Below are 26,405 nucleotides of genomic sequence, written 5' to 3' on the forward strand. Positions count from 1 at the left end.
GCCACCCTGAGCGTCCAGGTTGACCCGAGGACGAAGGGTGGCGGGGGTGGGATACGCCGTCAACGCCCGACTGCGGGGCTGACGGACGTTGCGCGCGGTGTGGGCGCGCGCGTTTCCGGGTGCTGGGGTGAGCACAGGCGCCGCAGCGCGCCGCTGGGAGACGAGCGGGCTGCACTGTTTCCTGCGGGACAGAGATGGCGGCTACCACGCAATGCGCTGATCCCATTCACAAATTGGCTCGATGTCGGACTCGGGCTGTTGGACAAGGTCCCAGTCCGGCATCGGCTCCGGTGCGTATTCCGGCCCTTCGTCCCAGGCAGGGGGCCGCGCGCGGGCGTGATCGGGGGTGGACGTGGTGGCTCACCGATCTGGGTGAGAACCCGCTCGACGGGCGCAGCCCCGGTGATGTAGGCGATGATGCGCATGTCCGCACCGCAGTTGGGACAGAAGTCATGCCCGCGGTCCGGACATCTGGCCAAATAGACTCAGCGACACACCCGCGGTGACAGCGGCTCGGTCGGCTTGCGCCGCCGCGAGTCGGTCGACCGATCCGGGCTGGCGGCGCCCGGCACAGACGACTGGACTTTGCCTATGCAAATGACATACGCGAGGTTTGGCCAATCTCGGAACGCCCTTCCCGAACCGGTGTCAAGACGCCCCCGGACACGCGCATTGCCCAACTGTTCCGCAATGGGGCCAATCAGGCCGTGCGACTGCCGTGGGACCTCGAGCTCGACGCCGATGAGGTCGTCATCCGCCGTGATGGCGACAGCCTGATCCTGACGCCGAGGCCGCGCACCTGCGACGACGACTTCGCCCGCGCCCGGCGGTTGGACCGCGACTTTCCCGACCCACGGGAGCTGCGCCCGGCCGACGAAAGGGACCCCTTCTGATGCGCTGGATGCTCGACACCAATACCTGCATCTATGTGATGAAGGACCAGCCGCCCGCCGTCGCCCAGCGGTTGCGCCGTGTACCGGTCGGGGAAGTCGCCATCTCCGCCATCGTCCTCGCCGAGCTTCGTTTCGGCGTCCGCAAGAGCGTTCGGCGGGAGCGAAGCGCTGCCCCGCTGGACGATTTCCTCCGCTGTTGTCTGGCGCTCGACTGGCCGCAGGAGGCGGCGGATCTCTCTGCCGAGATCCGTGCTGACTTGGCGGGCCGCGGCACCCCGATCCGGCCGAACGATCTGCTCATCGCCGCCCATGCCCGGTGGCTCGAGGCGACCCTGGTGATCAGCAATGTCGGCGAGCTCGGCCGGGTCGCGGGGCTCAGGCTGGAGGACTGGGGTCCATAGGCGCCGCATGCGCAGAGGGGGATGAGGCGCCCTCCCGGAATCCCTTCGGGGGAGCCTGCCCAGGCCGACGCAGGGGGCTGCTCGTCCAACAGTTCCTGCTTGGAGTACTGCATCACGCTGACGCGACAGCGGGAGAGGGTGTCGACGAAGGCCGCCCGGCGCAGACCTGCGATCTCGGCGCCGCGGCCTTGGGAGACTCGGCCGAGTGCCTAAGCATCCGGCACATTCCGCCGCAGCTCCTCCAGCCAAACATCCGGCTCTGAGTCACTCGGCGCCCGCCAGTCGCCGCGCGGGCTCAATGAGCCGGCGCCGACCTTCGGTCCGTTCGGCATGCAGGTGCGCTTGAACTGGCTGGTCTGGAAGAAGCGCCGGCAGAAGACCCTGAGCCAGTGCTTGATAGTGGCCAGGTCGTATTGGCTGCGGCGCTCCGGCGGCAGGTTGTCCGGCCAGTCGCCGGTGTCGCGGTCGCGCCAGGCATGCCAGGCGAGGAAGGCGACCTTGCTGGGCCTGAGCCCGTAGCGGGTGATCCAGAAAGCGTTGAAGTCCTGTAGCTCGTAGGGGCCGATCCTGGCCTCGGTGCTCTGGAGGCCGGCGCCGCCGTTGTCATCGCTTCCGCCCGCCGGCACCAGCTCCGGGGAGATCTCGGTGTCCAGGATGGCTTGCAGCGTTCGGTTGGTGGCGGCGTCGAACCGGCCCGTGGCGATGACCCAGCGGATCAGGTACTGGATCAGGGTCTTGGGCACCGAGGCGTTGACATTGTAGTGGGACATCTGGTCGCCGACGCCGTAGGTGGACCAGCCGAGCGCGATCTCGGACAGGTCCCCGGTGCCGAGCACCAGCCCGCCGTGGTGGTTGGCGAGCCGGAACAGGTGGCTGGTGCGCTCGCCGGCCTGGACGTTCTCGAAGGTGACGTCGTATACCGGCTCGCCGTCGGCATAAGGGTGGCCCAGGTCCTTCAGCATCTGCTCGCAGGACGGGCGGATATCGATCTCCCCGGCCGTCACGCCGAGCGCGCGCATCAGCGCCCGGGCGTTGTCACGGGTCTCAGTGCTGGTGGCGAAGCCCGGCATGGTGTACGCCAGGATGTTGGCCCGCGGCAGCCCGAGGCGGTCCATGGTCTGCGCCGCCACCAAGAGCGCCTGGGTGGAGTCGAGCCCGCCGGAGACGCCGACGACGACGCGCTGGATGCCGCTCGCCGCAAGCCGCTTGGCGAGCCCGTGCACCTGGATGTTGTAGGCCTCGTAGCAGAGCGCATCGCGCTCGGCGGCGGCCGCCGGCACGTAGGGGAAGCGCTGCAACTGGCGCCTCAAGTCCAGGTCGCCCGTTGGCAGATCAAGCTCAAAGGCCACCCGCCGCAGGTCGCGCACGCGCTCCCTGTGAGCTGCGGCGTTGTCGTGGAAGCTTGTCGTGCGAAGACGTTCGGCTTGCAGCAGCTGGAGGTCGATGTCCGCCAGCACCAGCTGCGCGCCGGCCGGGAAGCGCTCGGACTCCGCCAGCAGCCGGTCCTGCTCGAACACCACCGCATGGCCGTCCCAGGCCAGGTCATTGGTGGACTCCCCGGGGCCGGCGGCGGAGTAGAGATAGGCGGCAATGCACTTGCCCGCCTGCGCGGCAATCAGGTCATTGCGATACGCCGCCTTGCCGATGGTGATGTTGCTGGCGGAGAGGTTCAGCAGCACTGTGGCACCAGCGAGCGCCGCATAGGTGCTGGGTGGAATGGGCGTCCACAGATCCTCGCACAGCTCCATGTGCAGGCTGAGGCCCGGCACATTGGCGGCGGTGAGCAGCAGATCGTTGCCGAAGGGGACGCGCTGGCCGAGCAGCTCGATGTCCGTGGACACGGCGGCGTCGGCGCCCGCGAACTGGCGCTTCTCGTAGAACTCCCGGTAGTTGGGCAGATAGGTCTTCGGCGTCACCGCCAGCACCCGGCCCCCATGCACCGCCACCGCGCAGTTGAAGAGCCGGCCGTCCACGGCCAGCGGCAGGCCCACCGCCAGCAGGGGACGCAGGGTGCGGCTGGCGTCGAGCACCTCGGCGAGCGCAGCCACGCCGGCTTCCAGCAGTGCCTGCTGATGGAAGAGGTCGTCGTTGCTGTAGGCGGTGAGGCCGAGCTCCGGGAACAGCGCCAGCACGGCGCCCGCGGCATGTGCCTGCCGGGCCAGCTCGATGGTGGCCCGGGCGTTGAAGCCGGGCTCCGCGACACGGACCTCCGGCACGCACACTGCGGCGCGGATCAGGCCGTGGCGGTAGAGGTTGAGGAAGTCCGGCCGCCGTTCCCGGCCCGCGTCGTTGCCCATGGTGCCCGCTCGTCAGCGTGTCTGCGAATAGCTCGATTCTACGTGCACTCGGCCCGCGGTGATTGCGGTTCACCCCGATCAATTGCTAAGGTTTCGCCCCACATCGAACGCGTCAGCCAGGCCCACCGATCAACGCTGTACACATAGGTCCGTGATGAGCAAGCTCGCCGCCCTTTGGAACAACCTGCAGGCCTCCTTCAAGGCGTTCCTCGACCGCCGCAAGCGCAAGCGCAAGGAGAAGGACGAGGATCCCTACATCTACCCGCATTTCTGATTCAGGTCCCCGAGGCCGCCGCCGATAGACATCGGCAACAGGGCCAGCCATCGCCATGGATGTCGTGTTGGATCAGCCGCCGGCCTATCTCCTCTCGCGCCGTCGCATCCCGCCGAGCCCGGACCTGCGCCCGGACCGGGTGGGGCGGATGCACTGGTACAGCGTCGATTCAGCCGCGAATTTCCGCAAGCGCCCGCACGCGAGCATCGGTCCGCAGGACGTCGAATACCACATCAACAGCGATGGCTACCGATGTCCCGAGCTCGCCGGACGCGACTGGGCCGCAGACCCGAGCTTCCGGTTGGTCGGCATCGGCTCCAGCGGCCTCTTCGGCGCCGCGCTGCCGGAGCCGGACACCTTCCTCGCCGTGCTGGCGCGCGACCTCGCGGCGACACTCGGCCGCCCGGTGACGCACTGGAACCTCGGCGTCGGCGGCTCCAGCCCGGACCTGGTGACGCGGCTGTTGTGCTCCGTGCTGCCGGTGATGCGCCCGCACCTGCTGGTGCTGACGGCCTTCCCGATCAACCGCCGGGAGCTCTTCGGCGAGACCGGCCGGCCGTTCACGGTGGACGCCAGGCCGCACTGGCAGCACCGGCTGCTGGACCCGGAGCGCTCGGCGATGCACCGCGCGGCACGCACCATCTGCAACCCCGCCAACAACCTGATGAACCTCTTGGTCAACATCAAGACCTGGGAGTCCTTCTGCGACGACGCGGGGGTGCCCTGGCTGTTCGTCACCGAGGCCTACACCCGTCATCTGGAGCCCTTGCTGGGGCTGCTGCGGGAGCCCCGGCGCATCGTCGGCCCCGGCATCCACGCCCTCATCGACGCCCACCGGGACGAGCCCTCCACGGGCCTTGCGCGGGACTTCATCCACGCCGGCCGACTGCCGAACCGGCTCATCGCCGGACAGTTGCTGGATGCGCTGACCGCGCTCTACCCAGCCCAGGTCGCGGCCTGGCGGCAGCCGGACCAGACCATGGGCGCCGCCACCGCATGAGGGCTGACACCCAAGCCAGCGACGCCGTCCTCGCCTTCTACAAGGCGCTGCCGTTCAACTACCAGTCATCGGCAGAGGACCAGGCCGCGGCGGTGCGCCGGCGCAACAGCCTGGAGGCCTACCCGCCGCTCAAGCCCCTGTTGCAGCCGGGCACGCGAATGCTGGAGGTGGGCTGCGGCAGCGGCTGGCTCAGCCATGCGGCGGCGGTGCACCAGGGGGCCGACGTGCTCGGTATCGACTTCAACCCGGTGGCCGTGGAGCGCGCCCGGGCCGTGGGCGAGGCGCTCGGCTCAGCGGCGCGGTTCGAGGTGGCGGACCTGTTCCTGTTCCGGCCCGATGTGGCCTTCGAGGTCGTGGTGTCCCTGGGCGTGCTGCACCACACCATCGACTGCCACGCGGCGCTGCGCCATGTGCTGCGGCACTGCGTCGCCCGCGGCGGCCATGCCTTCATCGGGCTCTACCACGGCCCGGGCCGGGAGCCCTTCCTGCGGCACTTTCGCGACCTGCGCGAGCGCGGCGCCACCGACGACGAGCTGTTCGCGGCCTATCGGGCGCTGCATCCGTCGCTCGCGGATGACCTGCACGCGCGCTCCTGGTTCCGCGACCAGGTGCTGCATCCGCACGAGACCCAGCACACCCTCGCCGAGCTGCTGCCGCTGCTTCAGGCCGAGGGCACGACGCTGGTCAGCACGTCCATCAACCGCTTCGAGCCCATCGAGTCTGTGGACAGGGTGCTGGCGCTGGAGGAGGGCTTCCGGGACCTGGCCCGGCAGCGATTGGCTGAGGGGCGCTACTTCCCAGGCTTCTTCGTGTTTCTGGTGCAGAAATCCGCGGACGCTTAGGCAATCGTCAAGGGAGCGGCCTCCAGGCCGCGATCGTTTCCCGGGCGCCGGCAACCGGGCCTCGCGGCGGGGATGCTGCTCCCATCAGCCGGCATTCACCCGTTGCCGCCTACTCGAAGCGCCGCCGCATCCAGTCCGCTCCGGCGCCGCCGGCGAAGGCGAGCCCGCCGAGGCCCGCCAGCGTCGCGGTGACCGCCTGCCCCGGCAGCAGCAGCGCTGCCACCAGCAGCCCGGCGCCGGTGTAGGGCAGCATACGGCCGAGCGTGGTCAGGCGCCGGTGCATGCGTGAGCAGGTGGCGCAGATGCGCGTGTGCAGCCGGTAGCGGTCCACCGGGTCCTCGCCGCCCGCGGCCGGGTCGGGCGGCGGTGTCGGGTCCTTGGCGGTGTCGAGGCCGCGGTAGAAGGGCAGGGAGGCGCCGTGGCGGTCCAGCCAGCGGCGGTAGGCGAGTACCAGCGGGTCCGAGCTGCGGATGGGCAGCCAGAGGTCCTTGAGCGGCTGGTCCGCGCCCTCCACGGTGGCGTGCTGGCCCACCACCACGCCCATGTCCTGCTCCAGGATGGTGCATTGAGTCCAGTGCTCCAGCCAGCGCGGCTTGCGGCGCTCGGCCCTGGAGGTGAAGTTGCTGAACTTGCGGTAGAGCATGCGGCAGCGGCTGCGCCCGAGGGGGATCGAGTACAGGGCGAGCCCGGCAATGCGGCTCCGGTCCCGGTATACCGAGCGGTAGCGCACCAGATTGGGGGCGTGAAACTCCATGCGCGCGTCCTCGAGCGGCCCTTGGTCCGGCGCCGACGGCGCACGCCCGGCGTCCGAGCCCGGATCCGAGCGAAAGCGCGCAATGATGCCGCGGGCGTCGTTCTGCAACACGTCGAACTGGAGCGGCCCCGCCAGGTGCCGGTGGCCGCCGCCGCGCATGCCGTCGTGGGCGATGTGGATGTGCGCAATATCGATGACGTTTTCGATGAACCAGCTCTGGTCGTAGGGCAGGTCCATCTGGAAGTCCACCCGGGTCACGCCGTCCGCATCCAGCTCGTCCACCAGCGGCAGCAGGGCCTCGTCCGCCGCCGCGGGGTCGCCCGGCCAGACCCAGGCGATGCCCTGTGCCGCCACCACCGGATGGCTTGTCACCGCCGCCTTCGGTGGAATACTCCGCCCCGCGGACAGTTGTGGGATGTGCCGGCACGCGCCGTCCACATCGTACTGCCAGCCGTGGTACAGGCACTCCAGCCGACCGTCGCGGAGGCAGCCGTCAGACAGTCGCGCAGCCCGGTGAGCGCACTGATCGCGCAGGCAGCCGAGCCGGCCGGCGCCGTCGAAGAAGAGCACCAGCGGCTCGTCGTAGAGCGAGAAGGCGTGCGGCCGGTCCCGCAGCAGATCCCGAACAAAGGCCACGGGGTACCAGTGCTGGCGCCAGTCAAAGCGCTTGGCGGCGGGCTCGGGGTCAGCGCTCGGTGCCGCACTGCCGTGCGGGTCGGCTGTGGTCGCAAGGCGTTCCAGGCTCATGTGCGTCTCCCGGTGGTGCTTGCTGTCTCAAATGCTTGTGCGGGTGCTGCTGCGGCACATCAGCGCCGGCCCGCTGCGAGCCGATCCAGCCGCAGCCGCTCGCGCTCATCGAACAGCCGCCGCGAGCCGATCCACACCGCCGCCAGGCTGCCGAGGCCGGTGCCGGCGGCGATCAGGAACATGATCAGCAGCTGATACTTGGCCGCCTCCATGGGCGGGCTGCCGGCGAGGATCTGGCCCGTCATCATGCCCGGCAGGCTGACGAGGCCGGCGGTGGCCATGGCGTTGACGATGGGGATCAGGCCCGCGCGCAGGGCGTCGCGGCGGATGTCGGCGATGGCCTCGCCCCAGGTGGCGCCGAGCATGAGCCGCGCCTCGATGCGCTCGCGGTTGTCGTGGGCCTGGCGGGTGAGGCCGTCCAGGGCAACGGCGATGCCGGTCATGGTATTGCCGAGCAGCATGCCGAGGAGCGGGATCAGGTACTGCGGCTGGTACCAGGGCTCCACGCGGATGATCAGCGTCAGCGCCAGCACCGTGATGCTGAAGGACGACAGGAACATGGACAGCGCGCCGATGCCGTAGCCCCAGGGGCCGCGGTAGCGCCGGGTCTGTCGGGCCATGACCTCGAAGCCCGCCACCGAGAGCATCACCGCCGCCAGCAGGCCGATGAGCCATGGGCTGGTGGTGTCGAACAGCACCTTGAGCACCAGCCCCAGCAGCACCAGCTGCACGGTGCTGCGGGCGGCGGCGACGAGCATGCGCCGCTCCACGCCGAGCCTGAGGCGCCAGGACAGCGCCGCCAGCAGCAGCACCAGCGCGGCGGCCAGGGCCAGGTCGAAGGGGCCGAGGGAGATCAGGCTCACCGGCCGGTCTCCGCGGCATCCGTCGCCTGCAGCTCCGGCTCGATGCGGCCATCGCGGATCACCAGCCGGCGGCCGTTCATGCGCTCGCGCTGCTCCGGATCATGGCTCACCCAGAGCACCGCCGCCGCCCGCTCGGCGCGGTAGTCGCCGATGACGGCCTCCACGCGGGCGCGGTTCTCCGGGTCCAGGTTGGCGGTGGCCTCGTCGAGCAGCAGGACTTCCGGGCGGTTGGCGAGCAGTCGCGCCAGGGCCAGGCGCTGGCGCTCGCCGGTGGAGAGCCGGCGCACTTCCCAGTCCAGCACCTCGGGACCGAAGCCCAGCCGCGCGAGCAGTGCCGCCGGGTCGTGCTCCGCGCTCTCGGCCGGCGGGAAATGGACACCGACGCGGTCCGCCCACCAGCCCGAGTCCGCCGGCAGCAGCCCGACGCGCCGGCGCCAGGCATGCGCCGGCAGCGCCGAGCGTGCGGTGTCGTCGCACCAGGCCTCGCCGGTGCTCGGGTCCAGGTCCGCAATGGCCCGCAGCAGCAGGCTCTTGCCGGCGCCGGATGGGCCGCACAGGAACACCAGCTCACCCGCCTCCACGGTCAGGTCAATGGGCTCAAGCAGACGCAGTTGCAGGGCTTGCAGGCGCAGCGCGGACATCGGGCGGACGGCCTTGGCGGTGTCGAGCTCAGGTCCAGTGGCGGATGGACCACTGCGGCAGTCGCAAGGCCGCCCTGGGTACGCCGACTTCAGTCGGCACCCTGGGGTCGGCGGACTTCAGTCCGCCGACGGCAGATGGGCCTGGCCGCATGTGTCGACAGCGCTGCATTGGAAGGCTGGGGGCTCGGGGCTGGGTGTTGGGGGCATGCTCGCGGCAGCGTCAGCGGCGACGGTACACCAGGTCGAAGACCTGATGCCCGAGGCGCTCGCCGCGGCGCTCGAACTTGGTCGGCGGTCGGCTCGCGGGTCGCTTGGCGAAGTGCCCTGGGCCCGCGGTGTTCTCGAACAACGCCGGCATGGCCTCCAGCACCGTCAGCATGTGCTCGGCATGGGGCGCCCAGTCGGTCGCCGCGTGGAAGATGCCGCCTGGAGCCAGCACCCGGGAGACATCCTGCATGAAGTCCGGCTGCACGATGCGACGCTTGTGGTGGCGCTTCTTGGGCCAGGGGTCCGGGAAGAAGAGCTGCACGGCCGCCAGGCTCGCGGCCGGGAGCCCGCCCTCCGGCGGCGGTCGCAGCAGGGCCCGGGCGTCGGCGCGCATGACCCGCAGATTGCCGAGCCCAAGGCGCTCGATGGCCAGCAGCAGGTGCCCGACACCGGGCCGGTGCACCTCCAGGCCGAGAAAATTGCGCTCGGGCGCGGCCGCGGCCTGCGCCGCCAGCGACTCGCCGTTGCCGAAGCCGATCTCCAGCACCAACGGCTGCGGTGTGTCGAACAGCGCCGCCGGGTCCAGCGCGGTGCCCGGCTGCCAGTCCACGCCGAAGCGGGGCCAAAGGGTCTCGAAGGCCCGCTGCTGCCCCGCCGTGAGCCGGCCCTCGCGCAGCACGAAGCTGCGCACCGGGCGGTGATGCGGGGGCTTGGCCGGCTCGGTCGCCGCCGGCGAATCGGGACTTGCAACATCGGACACAGTGGCTCTGGGGCGATTTGGCTGGGCTAAATCGGGGGTGGGTACAACGCACCTGCGCCAGGTAGCACCGCAGCATCGGTGCCGCGGCGACCGCCGTCGCCCGGCTGCTGCGCGGCGGGCGGCCCGGCGCTATGATGCGCGCCCATTCTACCGGGACCACCAGCCCGAGCGCGTAACCGATACAGGCGACCATGCCACGCATCAGCGTCCACGATTTCTACGACCGGGAGCTCGCCCGCTGCGGGGAGACCGCCGAGGGCCTGCACTACCAATCCGCCGACTCGCAACGCGCCCGCTTCCGGGTGCTGCGGGAGCTGCTGCCGGAGGTTCTCGCCGGGGTGACCCTGGTGGACCTGGGCTGCGGCTTCGGCGACTTCCTGCTCTACCTGCAAGAGCATGGCGAGGCGCCCGGCGGCTATATCGGTATCGATCTCCACGAGCGCATGGTCGAGGTGGCTCGCGAGCGCACCGGCGCCGAGATCATTCGGGCCGATGTGCTGTCCGACCCCCTGCCATCAGCCGATTGGTACGTCTGCAGCGGCGCGCTCAACAACCTGACGCTGGAGGAGACCCGCACGGCCGTCGCGCGCTGCTACGCGGCAGCACGCATGGGCTTCGCGTTCAACCTGCTGCGCGGCAAGGACACCTCCCAGACCTTCAACTACCGCCAGCCGGCGGAGGTGGAGGCCTGGGCCGCGGAGCTGGGCGCTGCGGTGACCATCGTCGACGGCTATCTGCACCGGGACTTCTCCGCGGCCCTGCTGAAGCCTGGCGGTTGATCACGGCGGCGGACGTGCCTTAATCTTCAGGGCCAACCGCCGGACCGGACCCGCCATGTCCAATCTCGCCGAAATCCCCTACATCACCGTCGACGACTATCTCGCCGGCGAGGCCGGGTCGCCCGTCAAGCACGAGTACATCGCCGGTGAGGTCTTCGCCATGGCCGACGCCGGCGACGAGCACGTCACCATTGCCGGCAACCTCTTTGCGCTGTTGCGCGCGCATGTCCGCGGTGGCCCGTGCCGTGTCTACATCGCCGACATGAAGCTGCGCGTCGAGCGGGCGGACGCCTACTTCTACCCCGACGTCTTTGTCACCTGTGACCCGGCCGATGCCGGCCGCCGCACCGCCAAGCAGCGCGCGAGCGTCATCATCGAGGTCCTGTCCGAGCGTACCGAGGGCTACGACCGCGGTGCCAAGTTTGCCCATTACCGCCAGCTGCAGATGCTCAAGGACTACGTCCTCGTGGACTCCCGCAGCCGCAGCGTCGAGGTTTTCTCCCGCCGCGACGATGGCTGGCTGTTCCAGGCCGTGCCGGAGGGCGGGCAGCTGCGGTTGGCATCGCTGGGCTTCGCCTGCGACCTGGACGCCGTCTACGAGGATGTGAGCTTCGAGCCGACGGAGGGCGCGGCCGATTGAGCTGGTCGGGCGCGATTGCGATCAGCAGCAAGGACGAGCCCATCGACATCGGCACGTCAATCGATGCCGATCAGCCGTCTGTGGACAGCTCGATCCCCCGGTAGACGTCATCGACGGCCAGCTCGCCGGCGATGCTGCCGAGCCGGAGCCGGTCCCCTGCGCCATAGACCTCCAGCTCCCAGTCACGCTCGCGGCGGTAGACTTCCATCCTGGGCTCGTCCTGGGCCACGAGCACGTACTCCCGCAGGCTCGGCAGCTTGCGGTAGGCGTAGAATTTGTCGGGGCGATCCTTGCGCTCCGTCCGTTTGGAAAGAATCTCGATCACCAGCACCGGGTGATCGGAATAGTACGGGTCTGCCGTGTAGGGCTCGCACTCGATGTGCACGTCCGGGTAGTAGAAGCGCTCCGTTTCCAGCGTCTTGATGCGGACCTTGACATCGCTGGTGAATGCCTCGCAGGGCATGCCGCCGATGCGGTCATCGACGAGGCGAGACAGGCGTTTGGTCAGGCGGTTGTGGGTCTTGCTGACGCCGACCATCGCGTGGACGCGACCATCGACATACTCGTGTCTGATCTCGGATGTGCGCTCCCCATCGAGATAATCCGCGACCGGGATGCGGGCGACGGGGAGCGCTTGGGACATGGTCAGCTCCGTTGTGCGGTGGCTGCGGCTTTGGTCAGAAGAAGGTCCCCTCGATGGGTGAGGACGCCGATGCGAAGCGCTTGGCGGGCATGCGGCCGGCCAGATAGGCCTCGCGGCCGGCCTCGATGGCCTTGCGCATGGCGCCCGCCATGAGCACCGGGTCCCTGGCGGCGGCGATGGCGGTGTTCATGAGCACGCCGTCGCAGCCGAGCTCCATGGCCACGGCGGCGTCACTGGCGGTGCCGACGCCTGCGTCCACCAGGATGGGCACCGAGGCGTTCTCGACGATGGTGAGGATGTTGAGCGGGTTCCTGATGCCGAGGCCGGAGCCGATGGGGGCCGCGAGCGGCATGACGGCGCAGCAGCCGATGTCTTCGAGCTGCTTGGCGATGATCGGGTCATCGTTAGTGTAGACCATGACGTCGAAGCCGTCGGCCACCAGCACCCGGGCCGCCTCGATGGTCTGGAGCACATCCGGGAACAGGGTCTTCTGGTCCCCCAGCACCTCCAGCTTCACCAGGTTGTGGCCGTCCAGCAGCTCGCGCGCCAGGCGGCAGGTGCGCACGGCGCTGTCCACGTCGTAGCAGCCGGCGGTGTTCGGCAGGATGGTGTGGCGATCCGGCGGCAGCACGTCCAGGATGTTCGGCTCGTCCGGATTCTGGCCCATGTTGCTGCGGCGCACGGCGACGGTGACGATCTCCGCACCGCTGGCTGCGATGGCCTGGGCGGTCTCGTCCATGTCCTTGTATTTGCCGGTGCCCACCAGCAGCCTGGAGGTGAAACTGCGGCCGGCGACGGTGAAACCGGCGGCGGCGGGATTGAGCGTGAGCGCTTGGTCTTGGGGCATCGCGGTCTCTGGTGTTGAAGCTGTGGGGCCCCGGCGGCCGGCCTTGCCGGCCGCAGCGGCGTGACTTTTGGCGCCTGCCGCAAACAGGGGCTGAAGCTGGGTGGCGCAGTTGCGGCACCTGCGCCGGACCCAGGCGCCGACCCTGCCTGTTGCTGTCGCGTGGGCGCATGCCCCGGCGCTGAAGGCGCGTCCGGCAGGTCAGCCGCCGCCGACGGCGTGGATGATCTCCACCCGGTCGCCGTCGCGCAGCCGGTGGCCGGCGAAGGTGCTGCGTGGGACGAGCTCCCGGTTCACTTCCACGGCGATGCGGCGACCGCCGAGCTCGAGCTGCTCGATGAGGCCGGCCATGTCCAGGTCGTCCGGGATGTCCCGGGCCTCACCATTGACGATGATCTGCATGGGGCCGATCCGCTGACACTGGCGTAGGTGTGATGCGTGGGATTTTACAATAGACTTCGCGACTCGCAGCAGTACGAGAATACCACCGAGTCGGCGCGCCGCCCCCTGGCGACCACCGCAGCATGACGAGGACGGACAGTTGGCCACCTGGTCTGAGGATCTGATCCCCGTCGAGCGCGCACGCACGCTCGACGGCCTGTTTCACCACCGCGTGCGCCGCTCGCCGGAGCGCGTGGCCTATCGCTGGTTCGAGCGCCGGTCGGACGACTGGCAGGCCCTCACCTGGGCCGAGACTGCGGCGCAGGTGGCGCGCTGGCGCGAGGCCATGGCGGCGGCGGGCCTGGAGCCCGGCGACCGCGTGGCCATCCTGCTGCGCAACTGCCCGGAGTGGGTGATCATCGACCAGGCGGCGCTGTCGCTCGGCCTGGTGACGGTACCGCTCTACACCGACGACCGCGCCGACAACGCGGCCTATATTCTTCAGGATGCGGCGGTGAAGCTGCTCTGCATCCAGGACGCCAACCGCTGGCGGCGCCTCGCCGAGGTCATCGGCGACGACCCCTGGCCGGCGCTGGTGGTCATCGTGGACGGCCGCGAGGGCGCACGCGAGCAGGCGGCCCAGGACCGGCGTGCCGTGGCCGCCGCGGACTGGCTGCCGGCGGCGGAGGCAGGTCACCGGCTGCCCGCGGAGCAGCGCGACGGCGACCCGGACGCGCTCGCCACCATCGTCTACACCTCCGGCACCACCGGGCGGCCCAAGGGCGTGATGCTGAGCCACCGGAACATCCTGAGCAACGCCCACGGTGCCGTCACCGTGGTGGATGTCTATCAGGAGGACGTGTTCCTGTCCTTCCTGCCCCTGTCGCACACCCTGGAGCGCATGGCGAGCCTGTTCCTGCCCATGATGGCGGGCTCAGAGGTGGCCTATGCCCGCTCCGTCACCCAGCTCGGCGAGGACCTCCAGGTCATCCGCCCGACGGTGATCATCGCCGTGCCGCGGGTGTTCGAGCGCGTCCACCAGCGCATCCAGGACCAGCTCCAGCAGCGTTCCGGGCTGGCGCAGCGCCTGTTCCGGCTTGCCGTGGACATCGGCTGGCTGCGCTTCGAGGTGAGCCAGGGCCGCCGCGGCTGGCACCCCAAGCTGCTGCTCTGGCCACTGCTCAAGCGCAAGGTGGCGGCGCCCGTCATGGCCCGGCTCGGCGGGCGCATGCGCGCGGCGGTGAGCGGCGGCGCGGCGCTGCCGTTCGAGGTGGGGCGGGTCTTCATCGGGCTCGGCCTGCCGCTGTTGCAGGGCTATGGCCTCACGGAAACCAGCCCCGTCATCTCCGTGAACCCGCTTGAGGACAACCGCCCGCGCAGCGTCGGCCGGCTGTTGCGCGGCATCCGTGCCCGCATCGGCCCGGACGACGAGCTGCAGGTGATGGGGCCCTGCAACATGCTGGGCTACTGGAACAACCACGCGGCGACGGCGCGGGTCATCGGCGCCGACGGCTGGCTGCGCACCGGCGACCAGGCCCGCATCGAGGACGGTTATCTCTACATCACCGGCCGCATCAAGGATATCCTGGTGCTCTCCAACGGCGAGAAGGTCCCGCCCGGCGACATGGAGATGGCGCTCGGCATGGACCCGCTGTTCGAGCAGGTGATGGTCATCGGCGAGGGCCACTCCTACTTGAGCGCACTCGCGGTGCTGAACGCGGACCTCTGGCCCGGGCTCGCCCGCGAGCTGGGCCTGGCGCCCGACGACCCCGCCAGCCTGGACGACGCCACGCTGCACAAGGAGATCCTGCGGCGCATGCGCGAGACCCTGGCCGACTTCCCGGGCTACGCCAAGATCCGCCGCGTGGGCCTGACACTGGAGCCCTGGACCATCGACAACGGCCTCCAGACCCCGACCATGAAGATCAAGCGCAACCAGGTATTGGAGCGCTACGGGGACACCGTCGAGCGCATGTACGCGGGCGAGCGCGCTTGAGCCTGGGGGCGCCGACTTCCAGTCGGCCCCGCTGGGGGCGCCGACTTGCAGTCGGCGACGCTGGGGACGCCGACTTCCAGTCGGCCACGCTGGGGACGCCGACTTCCAGTCGGCCACGCTGGGGGCGCCGACTTGCAGTCGGCCACGTTGGGGGCGCCGACTTGCAGTCGGCGACGCGGACCGGATCGGTCGATCCCGACCCCGACCCCGACCCCGACCCCGACCCCGATCCCGCCACCCCACAGGCTCCCCCCTTGCCGTCTGCCCATCGGCGTGCCTACAATCCCGGCCCTACGCGGGTGTAGTTCAATGGTAGAACCTCAGCTTCCCAAGCTGATGACGTGGGTTCGATTCCCATCACCCGCTCCAGTCTCCCCAGCGCCATGCAGCGACTCTACCAGGCCGGCAATCGCATCGAGGCCCAGCTGCTGAGCGACTTCCTCGACCGGCATCTGGTCGACAACACCATCCTGGGCGACTACCTCTCCGGCGCCATGGGCGAGCTGCCGGCGGACATCTACCCAAGCATCTGGATCGTGCACGACGAGGACCTGGACCGCGCCCGGGAGCTGCTCCAGCGCTTCCTCGACGACCGGCAGCGCGAGCCCACCCGCTCCTGGGTCTGCCGCGGCTGCGGCGAGCTGGTGGACGGCAGCTTCGACCTCTGCTGGCGCTGCGGCGGCGAGCGACCATGAGCACAGCGCCGCCGCGCCGCAAAGCGCTCCGGTCACCCGCCGCTTGGGCGCTGGCACTCGCCGGGCTGCTGGTGCTGGCCCTGGTGGGCCTGCTGGCGGCGGCGCCGCTGCTGGTGGACCGGGAAGGGCTGCGCGCGCGCATCCAGGCGGAAGCGACCCTCGCGCTCGGGCTGCCGGTGCGCATCGACACGGTCTCCGACCTGCACCTGCTGCCGCGCCCGCGCATCGTGCTCGGTCCGGTGCGGGTCCTGGGGCCGCCGCCCGCGCCGCCGCCTGTTGCCGCGTCCGCGTCGGACCAAGCCGCCCCCGTCCTTGCCACGGCCGAGCGCATGCGCCTGGAGCTTGCGCTGCCGGCGCTGCTGATGGGGCGCGCCGAGCCGGTGCTGCTGCAAGCCACGGGCATCGACTTCAGCCTCGCGGCGCTGGACGCCGCGGCGTTGCCGCCGCGACCCGCCGGGGTCGCGCTGCCGGACCTCGGTGCTGAGGACGCCCGGGTGACGCTGAGCTATCCCCCAGACGCCCGCCGCCTCGCCTGGCCCCTGTTCGCCGCGCCCGGCGTCCCGCCGCAGGCGGCGCAGACCGGGCCGCTGGACATCGCCGCCGAGATGCCCCTGGCCGGCACGCAAGCGCGTTCCGGCGCTACCCTGGCCCTGGTGGCAACTGCCGAGACCAGCGCCCTGCCGGTGCTGACGCTGGCGCCGGTGCGGATCACCGGTAAGGGGTTGCATCTCGGCACCCTGCGCGACCTCGCACCGGTGCTGAGCATCGAGCGCGCGGTCCGCGATGCCGACGGCGCCTGGCGCCTCGAAGGCATCGCGCTGATGGAGGGCGGGCTGGTCATTTCCGCAGATGCCTCAGCCGCGCTCACACCCCAAGGGCTCACCGCGGACGGCAGCCTGGGCCTGGCGCCGCTGGACCTGCGCAGCTGGCTTGCCGGGCACGCCGACCAGCCGCTGCCGGGGCGTGCCGACCGGTGGCGTTGCGTTGCCGCCGCCGGCGATTTCCGGCTGATGCCGGATCGCCTCGATATCGCCGCCTTCGCGCTGCGGCTGGACGACAGCCGCGCCCGCGCCGCTGCAAGCCTTTATTTCCGGCCGACGCCGCGCACCGCCCTGGCGCTGCGGCTGGACAGCCTGGACCTGGACCCTTACCTCGCGGCGCCGGCGCCGAGCGCGCCTGCCGCCGGCACGGCATCCTGTGCGCCGGTCACCACGGCCGCAGCCGACGGACCTGCCCAGCCCCAGATACCGCAGCCCCAGCTACCCCAGCCCCAGCTACCCATCCAACCGCCGCCGGACACCGCCCCGGACCTGTCGCTGGACCTGGTGACGGAACAACTGCGCGCCGCCGGCCTGGCCTTTGCGGATCTCGGCATAACCGCCCAGCGGCAGGGTGACCACGGCATTGTGGATGTGGCCGCCGGGGCCTTCTACGGCGGCAGCCTCGATGCCCGCCTGGAGCGGATGCAGTATGCCGGCGCCCCGCCGCGGCAGACGCTGCGCGCGCGCATTTCCGGTGCCGACCTCGGCGCGCTGCTGGCGGATCTTCAGGGTGAGCCGCAGATGACGGGCACTGTGGACCTGACCGCGGAGCTGGCGGCGACGGGCAGCGATGCGGCGGCCCTGCGCAGCGACCTCTCCGGCACCCTGCGCCTGGCCGTGGTCGACGGCCGCGTCGCGGCGCTGGACCGGGCGGCGACGGACTTCGGGCCGCTGCTCGGCACCGTTGGGCTCGATGTCACGCCGGACCTGCTCGCCGTCTCCCGCCTCAGCCTGAGCGCGCAGGCCCAGGGGGGTGTCTTCGCGAGCCGCGACATCCAGGGACAGGCGCAGCTCTTCAGCCTCGCCGGGGTGGGCGAGCTCGATGTCGCCAACGGCAGCCTGGCGGCGGATCTCGCCGCCACCCTGGAGCAGCCGCCGGACGGCCCGGACCTCAAGGGCCTCGCCGGCATCCAGGTGCCGATCCGCGTCGCCGGCCCGCTCGCCGCACCCAAGGTGGACGCACAGCTCGGCCCGGCCGTGGCTGAGGCCGCCCGGCGCGCCGCCCGCCGCCATCTGGACAAGGACGGCAACGTGCTGGAGCAGCTGGAAGAGGCCACCGGCGTCCAGGGGCTGGAGCAGGGCCTGCGCAGCCTGTTCGGCCTCTGAGCCCACGCGGTTCGCCGGATGCCGGACAGCAGTGCACCCACGGACCTGCTCGCGCGGCTGCCCGCGGCGCCCTGGCAGCCCGCCGACTTCGCCGCGGCGCTGCTCGCCTGGTTCGACCTGCACGGCCGCAAGGACCTGCCCTGGCAGCGCCCGGCGACGCCGTATCGGGTCTGGGTCTCGGAAATCATGCTCCAGCAGACCCAGGTGGCCGTGGTCATCCCCTACTTCGAGCGCTTCATGGCGCGCTTTCCGGACCTCGCCGCGCTGGCGCAGGCCGACCTGGATGCGGTGCTGCACCTGTGGTCCGGCCTCGGCTACTACGCCCGCGCCCGCAACCTGCACAAGGCCGCGCGCCTGGTGCTGGACGACCACGGCGGCGAGCTGCCAAGGGATATGACCGCGCTCACCGCGTTGCCCGGCATCGGCCGCTCCACCGCGGGCGCCATCCGCTCCCTGGCCCATGGCGAGCGCGAGCCCATCCTGGACGGCAACTGCAAGCGGGTGCTGGCGCGCTGCTTCGCAGTGCCGGGCTGGCCCGGGCGCAGCGATGTGCTGGCGGCGCTCTGGCAGCTCGCAGAGCAGCTGACCCCGCACATGCGTGTGGCCGCCTACAATCAGGCCATGATGGACCTGGGCGCCACGCTCTGTACCCGCGCGCAGCCCGCCTGCGGGCGCTGCCCCTTGGCGGCGCACTGCATCGCCCTGCACCGCGGTGCCCAGCGGGACTTCCCGGCGCCGAAGCCCAGGCGCCGGAACCCGGTCCGCCGCACCCAGCTCCTGCTGGCGATGGCGCCGGACGGGCGCCTGCTGCTGGAGCGCCGCCCGCCCGCCGGCGTCTGGGGTGGGCTCTGGGTGCCGCCGGCGCTGGCGGCGCTGGACCGCCCCCTGCCCGAGGCTGCCGCGGACTGGTGCCGCGAGCGCCTGGGGGCCGACCTCGCGCGGCTTGAAATGCTGCCCCCGCGCAGGCATTCCTTCACGCACTTTCACCTGGACATCGACGCGGCACTGCTGCACCTGTCGGCGACCCCGGTGCGGCTCGGGGATGAGCCGACCGCGGCCTGGGTGGACCCGGGCGAGCCCGGCGACCTCGGGCTGCCGGCCCCCATCGCCCGGCTCCTCGCCGATGCCTGTCGACAGCTGCAGCGCCGCGGTGCCGACGACCTATCCCACGACAACGGAGAACCCCAATGACGCGAATGGTCAACTGCGTGAAGCTCGGCCACGAGGCCGAAGGACTGGCGCGCCAGCCCTACCCCGGCGAGATCGGCAAGCGCGTGTTCGAGCATGTCTCAAAGCAGGCCTGGGGCGACTGGCTCAAGCACCAGACCATGCTCATCAACGAAAACCGCCTGAGCCCCATGGACCCAAAGGCGCGCAAGTTCCTGGAAGAGCAGATGGAGAAGTACTTCTTCGGCGAGGGCGCCGTGATGCCCGAAGGCTACGTGCCGCCGAAGGAGTCGTCCTAGCCGGGCTGCACCCGGCCGGAAGGCATAGACGTCGCCGCCGGGTGGGGCCTCAGCGCCCCTCGGCGGCGGCACCGTCCGTGCGCTGGCCGCGCAGGCTCTCGATGATCAGCAGCACGACGCCGACGGAGATGGCGCTGTCGGCGACATTGAACGACGGCCAGGGGTTGAACAGGGCCAGCGGAATAAAGGGCAGATAGACCTGGATGAAGTCCACCACGTGCCCGAGCAGCATGCGGTCGATGAGGTTGCCGACGGCGCCGCCGATGATGAGCGCGAGCCCCGCCGCAAGCCAGCCCTCGCCGGGCCTGAGCCGCAGCAGCCACAGCACCAGCACCAGTGTCACTGCGAGCGCGAAGGCCGCAAACAGCCAGCGCTGCCAGCCGCCGGCGTCCGAGAGCAGGCTGAAGGCGGCGCCGGTGTTGAACATGAGCGTCAGGTTCAGATGCGGCAGCAGCTCGATGACCTGATAGGGCTGCAGCGTTGCCAGCACCAGCCATTTGCTGGCCTGGTCCAGGACCAGCACGACGACGGAAAGCCAGAGCCACTGCTTCACGGGGATGGTTCGGGGTCAGGCGTGGACATGGGCCGCGCATTGTGGCGGCGTGTGATCGGTTTGGCCAGTGGTCTGGGCCAGTGGTCTGGGCCAGTGGTCTGAACCAGTGGTCTGGAACCAGTGGCTTGGGCCGGGCTCTGGCACACACCTGCGGGAGCCGCGAGGCCGCACCTGGGTGTGCCGACCTCAGTCGGCACCTGGGTGAGCCGCACTTCAGTCCGCCGGCAGCTCCATCGGTTGGCGGGTGCCGAGCCCCGCCGCACGAGCGGCGAGCACATCCACAAAGCGCGGATGCTCGCCCATGAGTCCGCTGATCCGCACGCTGAGCCCCGGGTGCGCGGCCTCGGCCGCGGCGACGATCTCCGCGATGTCGCCGTCGGCCCCGGCGTGCCGCCCCGGGGAAATGAACTGCATCGCCAGCACCACATGCCGGGGTTGCTGCCCCGTCGCGGACGCGCCGATGTCCGCCAGCGCCTCCGCCAGCAGGCGGCCGTTGAAGGCGTATTCGGCGCCTTCGCGGCGCTCCATCACGGCCTCGCCCACCCGCAGGTCGGCGCCCGCGCCGTTGCTCAGCTCCGCCGCCAGACCTTCGGCCAGCCAGTGGCGCACGGCCGTCACCGCCGGCAGCGGCGAGCCGTGGTCCACCAGCAGCACATCTGTGGCCGCCGCGCCGAGCCCGTCCCGTGCCGAGCGGACGTTGTCGGCGAGGATCTGCACCAGCAGCGGCTCGCCCGCCGGCAGCGGGCACAGAGGGTCGGCCACACGGACCTCGATGGGCCCATGCTCCGCCGCGACACGGCCGGCGACCTCCGGCACGAAGGCGCTGATGGCACGGCTCGGCCCGAAGAACAGCGGCACGATGCCGAAGCTGCGCTCGCCGGCGGCCGCCTGCTCGCGCAGAAAGGGCTCCAGCGTCTGCGCCGGCACGCCGTCCAGCTGCTCGGGCGGAATGCGCGACGAGTGCTGGGCGGAGACGGGCTGGATGTCGCTGCCCAGGCGCTCGCCCAGGTGGCGCGCAAGGCGGCGGAGGTTCAGGGTGGCGGCGGCGCGGCGGGAGCCGTTGTCGAGCAGGAGGAGCATCGTGAACTGCACAGGAAGCTTAGGCGATGCCCGTGTTATGGAGGCGGCGGCCGGATCTTGCCAGCAGGGGCGCACACTCAGATGGCGTCGGCGCGTTGCCCCCGTCGCCCCGATTGCATCGCGGCGCTGCCCGAGACGCGACGCCGCAGCGTCGCGACCTGCCGCCACGCCGGGCGCCCATCACTCCCCGCCGCGGGCCGCCTTTACCTTCTCCGCCTCGCTCAGCACCTCGATGATCTCCAACTCGGTCACGGTGCCGTCGGCCCGGGCCTGCTCGGCGAGGGGTCTGACCTCCGGAAAGCGCTCCACCACCGCGTCCAGCTTCTCCAGCTGGTCGGGGGTCGCCGGCAGGTCCAGGGGCTCGCCGGCCTGGCCTTCGGTTGCATCGGTGGACTGGTCGCCGCATCCCGGCAGCAGGAGCGCGGCCAGGAGCAGGGGTGCAGCGGCAAAGCGGGATGGCATGTGCATGAACGGGTCCTCCGGCCGGCTCCGGCGCAGTGGTGAGTGGAGGGTGACTATACGCCCGGTGGTGCTGGCTCCGGCAGTACGTCACCGCTCTGTGCAGCCCCTCGCCTTGACCATGCTTCGCTGGCAGCGGTCCAGCGCACCGACTTCAGCGCACGGGCTGGTGGCCCTCCGCGGCAGGATTTGGGGCATTGGTCTGCGTACGGGTGCGCACAGCCCGGGTCGCGTGTGTCAGGGGCATGCGGTGGTGCTGAAGTGTCCTTCCGGCTGCTCGAACAGGGTCGTGCGGCTGTAGGGCCAGCCGAGATGCTCGTCTGATCCGTTCGCACAGATGAGCCAGAAGCTGCAGAGGTGCGCGCGTCCGGCGGTCCAGTGGCTGTAGTTCGTGCCGGCATGGACCCGGCAGAACGGCGGCGCCGCCGGCGATTCCGGGGCGGCCGCGAGCCGCGCGACCATCGCCGCCACGGCCGCCATCTGCGGCCCGGCGCGGGTGTGGTAGGCGGCATCGCCGTAGCCCCACCAATCCCAGCAGCTGTTCGGATTGCCCGGACCCGCCACCGACTGGGGGTAGAGGACGACGATGCGGTTGGCGTCGGCCCAGGGGTTGTATCCGGCGCGCCTGTAGAACTGATCGCCGATGTCTGCGGTGGATTGCTTGCAGCCGTGGAAGGCGATATGGAGCCGGCACGCCGCGCCAGGCTGCTCGCAGGCGGCCGGGATATAGACATAGCCCGTGTCGCCCATGCTGTGCCGGCGCGGTTGCGAGATGAACGCGCTTTGATCGAACCCCAGGAAGCGGCCACTCAGGTCGGCCGACGGTGGCCGGAGCTCGCCGTAGATCGCCTGGAGGATGGCGCCGGCCTGGTCGTAGTCGCAGTCGTTGATGAACGGGGCGTCCGTCGCAGCGCAGGCGAGGCCATGGTCGGTGGTAATGAAGGCGTGCCCGGCGCCGATGTCGTCGATGTAGGCGATGTGCTCCGCCGTGAGCCCCGCCGCCCGATAGAAATCCGCCGTCTCCGCGACAACGGCGGGCTCGACCACGGGGTCCCGGCGACCCGCGAAGATGTAGACCCTGTCATCCGCCAGATTGGCAGTGGCGTCGATGAGTCCCTGATCTGCCAGGCGCTGCGCCTCGCGAAAGAGGGCGGCGCCGTCGGGGCGTCCCAGCGCGGTGTCCATACAGCGCTTGAGCGCATAGCTGACCAGTCCCTGCGCGCAGTAGTACGGGCCGCCCGCGACGACGCCGGCGCCCATGACATCGTCGGAGAACGCGACATGGAACTGCACCGCCATGTAGGCGCCGGAGGACACGCCGGAGACCGAGATCCCGGACGGATCGACGGCCAGCATCGGTAAGCTTCCCGGGTCGGCAATGGCGGTCGGGGCGTGCAGGGGGAGCGTGCAAATGGCCGCCAGGAGCAGCGTTTCGAACCGGGCGCTCAAGCGTTGGAAAGGCATCGCTTCACATCTCCGTGATCCGGTTCCTGCCACGCGGCACTCCCCGTTGCCGATTGAAGCCTGCCTTCAGGCCGGCGGCAAGCCCTTGCCCGGGTTCAGGATGCCGTTGGGGTCGAACTGGCGCTTAATGGCGCGCATCAGCTGCATGGCCACCGGGTCCAGCTCGCGGTCCACGAAGTCGCGCTTCTCCAGGCCCACGCCGTGCTCGCCGGAGAGGGTGCCGCCCAATTCCACCACCAGGTCGAACACGGCGCTCAAGGCAACGCCGGCGCGGGCCATTTCGTCGGGGTCGTCCGGGTTCACCAGCAGGTTCACATGGATGTTGCCGTTGCCGGCGTGGCCGAAGTTGACGATGGTGATGGCGTGCTCGCGCGAGAGGTGCTCCAGGCCGTCGATGAAGGTGGCAATGCGGCCCACGGGCACCACCACATCCTCGTTGATCTTCTTCGGCGCCACATGGCGCAGCGCCGGCGACAGGGCCTTACGGGTGCGCCAGAGGGCGGCGATCTCGTCCTTGTCGGCGGCGACGGCGAGCTCGATGAGGCCGTCGTTGCGGGCGGCGGCGCCCACGTCCCCGGCGGCGGCGTCCACGCAGTCGGCGGGGCCGTCCACCTCGATCATCAGGAGCGCACCGGTGCCGTCCGGGACGCCCAGGTCCGAGAAGCGGCGCACCATGTCGATGGCAGCGGCGTCCATGAACTCCAGCGCACAGGGGGTGATGGGCTGGGCCATGATGGCGGCCACCGCAGCGGCGGCGCTGTGGATGTCGCGGTAGGTGGCGCGCAGGGTGCGCTTGGCCTCCGGCAGCGGGGTCAGCTTGAGCGTCGCCTGGGTCACCAGGGCAAGCGTACCCTCGGAGCCGATGATGAGCCGGGTCAGGTCGTAGCCCACCACGCCCTTGGTGGTCATCACACCGGTGCGAAGCCGCTCGCCGGCGCCGGTGACGGCGCTGAGCCCGAGGGTGTTCTCCCGCGGCGTACCATACTTGACGGCCTTGGGGCCGGCGGCGTTGTAGGCGAGGTTGCCGCCGATGGTGCAGACGGCGGCGCTGGTGGGGTCCGGCGGCCAGAAGAAGCCGTGCTCCGCCGCCGCGCGCTGGAGGTCATCGTTCACCACCCCGGGCTCCACCACGGCCAGGCGGTTGGCCGGGTCGATGGCGAGGATGCGGTTCATGCGCTCGAAGGACAGCACCACGCCGCCCGGCTCCGGCACCGTGGCGCCGGTGGTGCCGGTGCCGAGCCCGCGGGCGGTGAGGGGCAGCCGGTGCTCGTTGCAGATGCGCACCACGGCGACCACCTGCTCGGCGCTGGTGACGAAGGCGACTGCCATGGGCAGACACTGCCGGCGGCTGTTGTCGTAGCCGTAGGGCCAGCAGTCGGCGGGGTCGGTGAGCAGGGCGTCGGCGCCGACGGCCTGCGCCAGCGCGCGGCGCGCGGCGTCAGGCAGTGTCGGCGGCGGCGTTGGGACGTTGGGGGTCGATGTACTCAAAGATCTTTACCACGCGCTGCACGCCCGGGATGCGGCGCACCTTCTCGGCGGTGGCGTCGGCCTCCTCCGGCGTCACCAGCCCCATGAGGTAGACGACGCCGTTCTCGGTGACCACCTTGACCCGCAGGGCGTCGAAGCCGGGGAGCTTGATGGATTGGATGGCCAGCTTGGCGCGGGAGGTCAGCATGGCGTCTTTGCCCATCTGGCCGACGCCGATCATGGGGCCGACCTCGGCCTCGTTGTAGACCTGCTTCACCTTCGGCAGTTGCGCCACCAACCGTGCGTAGCGGTCGGCGATCTGCGCCGTTTCCGCCTGGCCGGTGATGAGCACGGTGTGGTTGTAGCTGGTGGCCTTGAGCTGGCTGCGCTCGCTGATGTCCGGGTTCTTGAAATAGGCGTCGCGGGCCTGGAGCTCGATGACCTCGTCGTCGATGACGACCCCGGCACTGCGCCGGTCGTAGACCACCGCGGCGCTGTAAGTGGCGCCTGCGACCACCATGGGGCCGCAGCCGGAGAGCGCCGTGGCGGTGAGGGCTGGGGCGAGCACTGCCATGAGCCCGGCGAGGGCCGAGGCCGTTGCAGAACTGTGGGGTCTTGGTACTCCATGCATACCTGGACTCCTTAAGGGGCTCCGTCGAAGGCGTGTCGAATCCACTGCACCCGGTCATCGGCGCCGATGGCGACGACATCGAAGCGGCAGGGGAGATCGGTGGGATGACGGCTCAGATAATACCCCGCCGCGGCCACCAGCCGCCGCTGCTTGCGCCGGTCGACGCTGGCGGCGGCGCCGCCGTAGCCCGTGCCGGCGCGGTAGCGCACTTCAACGAACACCAGGGTGCCGCCGTCGCGCATCACGAGGTCCACCTCGCCCTGGCGGCAGGCGACGTTGGCGGCGACGAGCTTCAGCCCCTGCGCCTCCAGGTGCCGGCGGGCGCGGGCCTCCTGCCTGGTGCCGGTGGCGCGCCTGTCAGCGCCGCGGCCGAACATCGGGGTGCCGGCGGGAGTGGGGCATAGCGCCGCAGACATGGACGGCGGCCGTCGGCTTGCCCTCGTCCGTGGCGGTAAGCACACTGGCCATGTCGGCGGCGCTGAGCCGGCGGTGCAACGCCGCCCGGAGCGCGCAGGCGCGCCGGTGGGGCGGGGTGGGTGATGCGGGCGGCAGTGCGCGGATCATCCGGGCCATGACCGTCTCCTTGGGGCGGGCGGACGACGCGGCGAGGGGCTCAGGTGAGCGGACAGACGGGCATACTATACGTGGTGGCGACACCCATCGGCAATTTGGGCGATATGAGCCCGCGGGCCTGTCAGATCCTGACCGAGGTGGACCTGATCGCCTGCGAGGACACCCGCCACAGTCGCCCGCTGCTGCAGCATTTCGGCATCGCGACGCCCGTCACCGCCTACCACGAGCACAATGAATCCGTGCAGTCGCCGAAGCTGCTCGACCGGCTCGCCGCCGGTGCCTCCATCGCGCTGATCAGCGACGCCGGGACGCCGCTGGTGAGCGACCCTGGCTATGTCCTGGTGCGGGATGCCCGCGCCGCGGCCATTCGCGTGGTGCCGGTGCCCGGGCCGAGCGCGCCCATCTGCGCCTTGTCGGCCGCCGGCCTGCCGAGCGATCGGTTTCTGTTCCTCGGTTTCCCGCCGCGGGGCGAGGCAGCGCGACGGGCCTGGATCGAGGCCAATGCCCGGGAGCCCGGCACCCTCATCCTGTTCGAGGCGGGGCGCCGCGCCGCGGCGACCCTCGCGTCCCTGGCCGCCGTGCTGGGGCCCAGGCCGGCGGTGCTGGCGCGCGAGCTCACCAAGCGCTTCGAGACCCTGCTGGACGCGCCGCTGCCGGCCCTTGCGGAGCAGGTGGCGGCCGACCCCGAGCAGCAGTTGGGCGAGGTTGTGATCCTGGTGGCCGGCGCCGGCGACATGCCGCAGGACGCCGACGCCGCCGAGCAGCAGCGCGTGCTGGACATTCTTGCCGCCGAGCTGCCCCTGAAGCAGGCGGTGGCGCTGACCGCGCGCATCACCGGCGGCAACCGCAACGCGCTCTACCGCCGGGCGCTGGCCGCACAGAAGTCCTGAAGCCGCCGGGGCGCGCCC

Annotated in this window: 27 protein-coding genes, 1 tRNA gene and 1 pseudogene; 13 read left to right on the plus strand and 16 right to left on the minus strand. The window is 70.8% G+C overall.

What is annotated here, in order from left to right:
- Nucleotides 1-680: 680 nt before the first annotated feature.
- A complete protein-coding gene (locus QZ607_RS06775) occupies nt 681-893 on the plus strand; it encodes an antitoxin (protein ID WP_295881315.1) in 213 nt (70 codons plus the stop codon).
- Complete coding sequence (locus QZ607_RS06780; protein ID WP_295881123.1) at nt 893-1,294, plus strand: PIN domain-containing protein; 402 nt, start codon at nt 893-895, stop codon at nt 1,292-1,294. The genes QZ607_RS06775 and QZ607_RS06780 overlap by 1 nt, the downstream gene beginning before the upstream one ends.
- Nucleotides 1,295-1,386: 92 nt before the next feature.
- Here QZ607_RS06780 and QZ607_RS06785 read toward each other — a convergent pair.
- Nucleotides 1,387-1,488: pseudogene (locus QZ607_RS06785) on the minus strand (UPF0175 family protein); the annotation flags it as partial.
- Between the two features lie 15 nt (nt 1,489-1,503).
- Nucleotides 1,504-3,591 (minus strand): NAD(+) synthase, encoded by a 2,088-nt coding sequence (locus QZ607_RS06790; RefSeq protein ID WP_295881125.1) that lies wholly within the window; start codon nt 3,589-3,591, stop codon nt 1,504-1,506.
- 329 nt (nt 3,592-3,920) lie between these two features.
- Between QZ607_RS06790 and QZ607_RS06795 the strand changes: the two genes are divergently transcribed.
- Both QZ607_RS06795 and QZ607_RS06800 read left to right on the plus strand, forming a co-directional pair.
- Complete coding sequence (locus QZ607_RS06795; RefSeq protein WP_295881127.1) at nt 3,921-4,865, plus strand: hypothetical protein; 945 nt, start codon at nt 3,921-3,923, stop codon at nt 4,863-4,865.
- Nucleotides 4,862-5,707, plus strand: coding sequence for a bifunctional 2-polyprenyl-6-hydroxyphenol methylase/3-demethylubiquinol 3-O-methyltransferase UbiG (locus tag QZ607_RS06800; RefSeq protein WP_295881129.1), 846 nt, complete (start codon nt 4,862-4,864; stop codon nt 5,705-5,707). Before QZ607_RS06795 ends, QZ607_RS06800 begins: the two co-directional genes overlap by 4 nt.
- A 109-nt stretch (nt 5,708-5,816) precedes the next feature.
- Here QZ607_RS06800 and QZ607_RS06805 read toward each other — a convergent pair whose 3' ends face one another.
- The 4 genes from QZ607_RS06805 to trmB all read right to left on the minus strand — a co-directional run bounded on the left by QZ607_RS06805 (nt 5,817) and on the right by trmB (nt 9,679).
- Complete coding sequence (locus QZ607_RS06805) at nt 5,817-7,208, minus strand: Rieske 2Fe-2S domain-containing protein (RefSeq protein ID WP_295881131.1); 1,392 nt, start codon at nt 7,206-7,208, stop codon at nt 5,817-5,819.
- A 59-nt stretch (nt 7,209-7,267) separates the two neighbouring features.
- Nucleotides 7,268-8,071, minus strand: coding sequence for an iron export ABC transporter permease subunit FetB (gene fetB / locus QZ607_RS06810; RefSeq protein WP_295881133.1), 804 nt, complete (start codon nt 8,069-8,071; stop codon nt 7,268-7,270).
- Nucleotides 8,068-8,712, minus strand: coding sequence for an ATP-binding cassette domain-containing protein (locus tag QZ607_RS06815; protein WP_295881134.1), 645 nt, complete (start codon nt 8,710-8,712; stop codon nt 8,068-8,070). The genes fetB and QZ607_RS06815 overlap by 4 nt, the downstream gene beginning before the upstream one ends.
- A gap of 220 nt (nt 8,713-8,932) precedes the next feature.
- A complete protein-coding gene (trmB, locus tag QZ607_RS06820) occupies nt 8,933-9,679 on the minus strand; it encodes a tRNA (guanosine(46)-N7)-methyltransferase TrmB (protein ID WP_295881136.1) in 747 nt (248 codons plus the stop codon).
- 191 nt (nt 9,680-9,870) lie between these two features.
- Here trmB and QZ607_RS06825 point away from each other — a divergent pair, with 191 nt between their 5' ends.
- Complete coding sequence (locus tag QZ607_RS06825; RefSeq protein WP_295881138.1) at nt 9,871-10,458, plus strand: class I SAM-dependent methyltransferase; 588 nt, start codon at nt 9,871-9,873, stop codon at nt 10,456-10,458.
- 55 nt (nt 10,459-10,513) lie between these two features.
- Nucleotides 10,514-11,098, plus strand: coding sequence for a Uma2 family endonuclease (locus QZ607_RS06830; RefSeq protein ID WP_295881140.1), 585 nt, complete (start codon nt 10,514-10,516; stop codon nt 11,096-11,098).
- 70 nt (nt 11,099-11,168) lie between these two features.
- Here the strand turns inward: QZ607_RS06830 and QZ607_RS06835 are convergent, their stop codons facing one another.
- From QZ607_RS06835 to thiS, 3 genes are all read right to left on the minus strand, one after another.
- Nucleotides 11,169-11,741 carry a Uma2 family endonuclease gene (locus QZ607_RS06835; RefSeq protein ID WP_295881141.1) on the minus strand — a complete coding sequence of 191 codons (573 nt, stop codon included), beginning with the start codon at nt 11,739-11,741 and terminating at the stop codon, nt 11,169-11,171.
- A gap of 34 nt (nt 11,742-11,775) precedes the next feature.
- The gene (locus QZ607_RS06840) at nt 11,776-12,588 is read right to left on the minus strand and encodes a thiazole synthase (RefSeq protein ID WP_295881144.1); all 813 of its coding nucleotides are present in this window, start codon (nt 12,586-12,588) and stop codon (nt 11,776-11,778) included.
- Between the two features lie 198 nt (nt 12,589-12,786).
- Entirely contained in the window at nt 12,787-12,987 is a 201-nt protein-coding gene (thiS, locus tag QZ607_RS06845; RefSeq protein ID WP_295881146.1) for a sulfur carrier protein ThiS, read from the minus strand.
- Between the two features lie 139 nt (nt 12,988-13,126).
- On the opposite strand from thiS, the gene QZ607_RS06850 reads away from it, so the two are divergent.
- The 6 genes from QZ607_RS06850 to QZ607_RS06875 all read left to right on the plus strand — a co-directional run bounded on the left by QZ607_RS06850 (nt 13,127) and on the right by QZ607_RS06875 (nt 19,270).
- Nucleotides 13,127-14,962, plus strand: a complete 1,836-nt coding sequence (locus tag QZ607_RS06850; RefSeq protein ID WP_295881148.1) for a long-chain fatty acid--CoA ligase — start codon at nt 13,127-13,129, stop codon at nt 14,960-14,962.
- A 295-nt stretch (nt 14,963-15,257) separates the two neighbouring features.
- Nucleotides 15,258-15,331 (plus strand) — tRNA-Gly (locus QZ607_RS06855).
- A gap of 14 nt (nt 15,332-15,345) precedes the next feature.
- The gene (locus QZ607_RS06860; protein ID WP_295881150.1) at nt 15,346-15,657 is read left to right on the plus strand and encodes a DUF2007 domain-containing protein; all 312 of its coding nucleotides are present in this window, start codon (nt 15,346-15,348) and stop codon (nt 15,655-15,657) included.
- Nucleotides 15,654-17,804 carry an AsmA-like C-terminal region-containing protein gene (locus QZ607_RS06865; protein ID WP_295881151.1) on the plus strand — a complete coding sequence of 717 codons (2,151 nt, stop codon included), beginning with the start codon at nt 15,654-15,656 and terminating at the stop codon, nt 17,802-17,804. The genes QZ607_RS06860 and QZ607_RS06865 overlap by 4 nt, the downstream gene beginning before the upstream one ends.
- A gap of 18 nt (nt 17,805-17,822) precedes the next feature.
- Nucleotides 17,823-18,995 carry an A/G-specific adenine glycosylase gene (gene mutY / locus QZ607_RS06870; RefSeq protein ID WP_295881152.1) on the plus strand — a complete coding sequence of 391 codons (1,173 nt, stop codon included), beginning with the start codon at nt 17,823-17,825 and terminating at the stop codon, nt 18,993-18,995.
- Nucleotides 18,992-19,270 (plus strand): oxidative damage protection protein, encoded by a 279-nt coding sequence (locus QZ607_RS06875; protein WP_295881153.1) that lies wholly within the window; start codon nt 18,992-18,994, stop codon nt 19,268-19,270. Before mutY ends, QZ607_RS06875 begins: the two co-directional genes overlap by 4 nt.
- 49 nt (nt 19,271-19,319) lie before the next feature.
- Here QZ607_RS06875 and lspA read toward each other — a convergent pair whose 3' ends face one another.
- The 7 genes from lspA to QZ607_RS06910 form a co-directional block, all read right to left on the minus strand.
- The gene (gene lspA / locus QZ607_RS06880) at nt 19,320-19,823 is read right to left on the minus strand and encodes a signal peptidase II (RefSeq protein WP_295881156.1); all 504 of its coding nucleotides are present in this window, start codon (nt 19,821-19,823) and stop codon (nt 19,320-19,322) included.
- 213 nt (nt 19,824-20,036) lie between these two features.
- Entirely contained in the window at nt 20,037-20,903 is an 867-nt protein-coding gene (locus QZ607_RS06885) for a sirohydrochlorin chelatase (RefSeq protein WP_295881159.1), read from the minus strand.
- A gap of 180 nt (nt 20,904-21,083) precedes the next feature.
- Entirely contained in the window at nt 21,084-21,371 is a 288-nt protein-coding gene (locus QZ607_RS06890) for a hypothetical protein (RefSeq protein WP_295881161.1), read from the minus strand.
- A gap of 228 nt (nt 21,372-21,599) precedes the next feature.
- Nucleotides 21,600-22,718, minus strand: a complete 1,119-nt coding sequence (locus QZ607_RS06895; RefSeq protein ID WP_295881162.1) for a PHB depolymerase family esterase — start codon at nt 22,716-22,718, stop codon at nt 21,600-21,602.
- A gap of 174 nt (nt 22,719-22,892) precedes the next feature.
- Nucleotides 22,893-24,272, minus strand: a complete 1,380-nt coding sequence (locus QZ607_RS06900) for an FAD-linked oxidase C-terminal domain-containing protein (protein WP_295881318.1) — start codon at nt 24,270-24,272, stop codon at nt 22,893-22,895.
- A complete protein-coding gene (locus QZ607_RS06905; RefSeq protein WP_295881163.1) occupies nt 24,265-24,867 on the minus strand; it encodes a BON domain-containing protein in 603 nt (200 codons plus the stop codon). Before QZ607_RS06905 ends, QZ607_RS06900 begins: the two co-directional genes overlap by 8 nt.
- A 68-nt stretch (nt 24,868-24,935) precedes the next feature.
- Complete coding sequence (locus tag QZ607_RS06910) at nt 24,936-25,340, minus strand: YraN family protein (RefSeq protein ID WP_295881165.1); 405 nt, start codon at nt 25,338-25,340, stop codon at nt 24,936-24,938.
- A 201-nt stretch (nt 25,341-25,541) separates the two neighbouring features.
- Here QZ607_RS06910 and rsmI point away from each other — a divergent pair, with 201 nt between their 5' ends.
- On the plus strand, nt 25,542-26,387 hold the full coding sequence (rsmI, locus tag QZ607_RS06915) for a 16S rRNA (cytidine(1402)-2'-O)-methyltransferase (RefSeq protein WP_295881167.1): 846 nt from the start codon (nt 25,542-25,544) through the stop codon (nt 26,385-26,387).
- The last annotated feature ends 18 nt before the right edge of the window (nt 26,388-26,405 follow it).

It is taken from the genome of uncultured Thiohalocapsa sp., assembly GCF_913063425.1.
GTDB lineage: Bacteria > Pseudomonadota > Gammaproteobacteria > Chromatiales > Chromatiaceae > Thiohalocapsa.

Bases quoted from the DNA above. Each gene is read 5' to 3' on its own strand.
- QZ607_RS06905 (WP_295881163.1), bottom strand. From the start codon at position 24,867: ATGGCAGTGCTCGCCCCAGCCCTCACCGCCACGGCGCTCTCCGGCTGC.
- QZ607_RS06780 (WP_295881123.1), top strand. From the start codon at position 893: ATGCGCTGGATGCTCGACACCAATACCTGCATCTATGTGATGAAGGAC.
- QZ607_RS06815 (WP_295881134.1), bottom strand. From the start codon at position 8,712: ATGTCCGCGCTGCGCCTGCAAGCCCTGCAACTGCGTCTGCTTGAGCCC.
- QZ607_RS06895 (WP_295881162.1), bottom strand. From the start codon at position 22,718: ATGCTGGCCGTCGATCCGTCCGGGATCTCGGTCTCCGGCGTGTCCTCC.
- QZ607_RS06830 (WP_295881140.1), top strand. From the start codon at position 10,514: ATGTCCAATCTCGCCGAAATCCCCTACATCACCGTCGACGACTATCTC.
- QZ607_RS06805 (WP_295881131.1), bottom strand. From the start codon at position 7,208: ATGAGCCTGGAACGCCTTGCGACCACAGCCGACCCGCACGGCAGTGCG.
- QZ607_RS06825 (WP_295881138.1), top strand. From the start codon at position 9,871: ATGCCACGCATCAGCGTCCACGATTTCTACGACCGGGAGCTCGCCCGC.
- QZ607_RS06800 (WP_295881129.1), top strand. From the start codon at position 4,862: ATGAGGGCTGACACCCAAGCCAGCGACGCCGTCCTCGCCTTCTACAAG.
- QZ607_RS06840 (WP_295881144.1), bottom strand. From the start codon at position 12,588: ATGCCCCAAGACCAAGCGCTCACGCTCAATCCCGCCGCCGCCGGTTTC.
- QZ607_RS06790 (WP_295881125.1), bottom strand. From the start codon at position 3,591: ATGGGCAACGACGCGGGCCGGGAACGGCGGCCGGACTTCCTCAACCTC.
- QZ607_RS06890 (WP_295881161.1), bottom strand. From the start codon at position 21,371: ATGCACATGCCATCCCGCTTTGCCGCTGCACCCCTGCTCCTGGCCGCG.
- mutY (WP_295881152.1), top strand. From the start codon at position 17,823: ATGCCGGACAGCAGTGCACCCACGGACCTGCTCGCGCGGCTGCCCGCG.
- QZ607_RS06910 (WP_295881165.1), bottom strand. From the start codon at position 25,340: ATGTCTGCGGCGCTATGCCCCACTCCCGCCGGCACCCCGATGTTCGGC.
- QZ607_RS06865 (WP_295881151.1), top strand. From the start codon at position 15,654: ATGAGCACAGCGCCGCCGCGCCGCAAAGCGCTCCGGTCACCCGCCGCT.
- thiS (WP_295881146.1), bottom strand. From the start codon at position 12,987: ATGCAGATCATCGTCAATGGTGAGGCCCGGGACATCCCGGACGACCTG.
- QZ607_RS06795 (WP_295881127.1), top strand. From the start codon at position 3,921: ATGGATGTCGTGTTGGATCAGCCGCCGGCCTATCTCCTCTCGCGCCGT.
- QZ607_RS06875 (WP_295881153.1), top strand. From the start codon at position 18,992: ATGACGCGAATGGTCAACTGCGTGAAGCTCGGCCACGAGGCCGAAGGA.
- QZ607_RS06885 (WP_295881159.1), bottom strand. From the start codon at position 20,903: ATGCTCCTCCTGCTCGACAACGGCTCCCGCCGCGCCGCCGCCACCCTG.
- QZ607_RS06835 (WP_295881141.1), bottom strand. From the start codon at position 11,741: ATGTCCCAAGCGCTCCCCGTCGCCCGCATCCCGGTCGCGGATTATCTC.
- QZ607_RS06860 (WP_295881150.1), top strand. From the start codon at position 15,346: ATGCAGCGACTCTACCAGGCCGGCAATCGCATCGAGGCCCAGCTGCTG.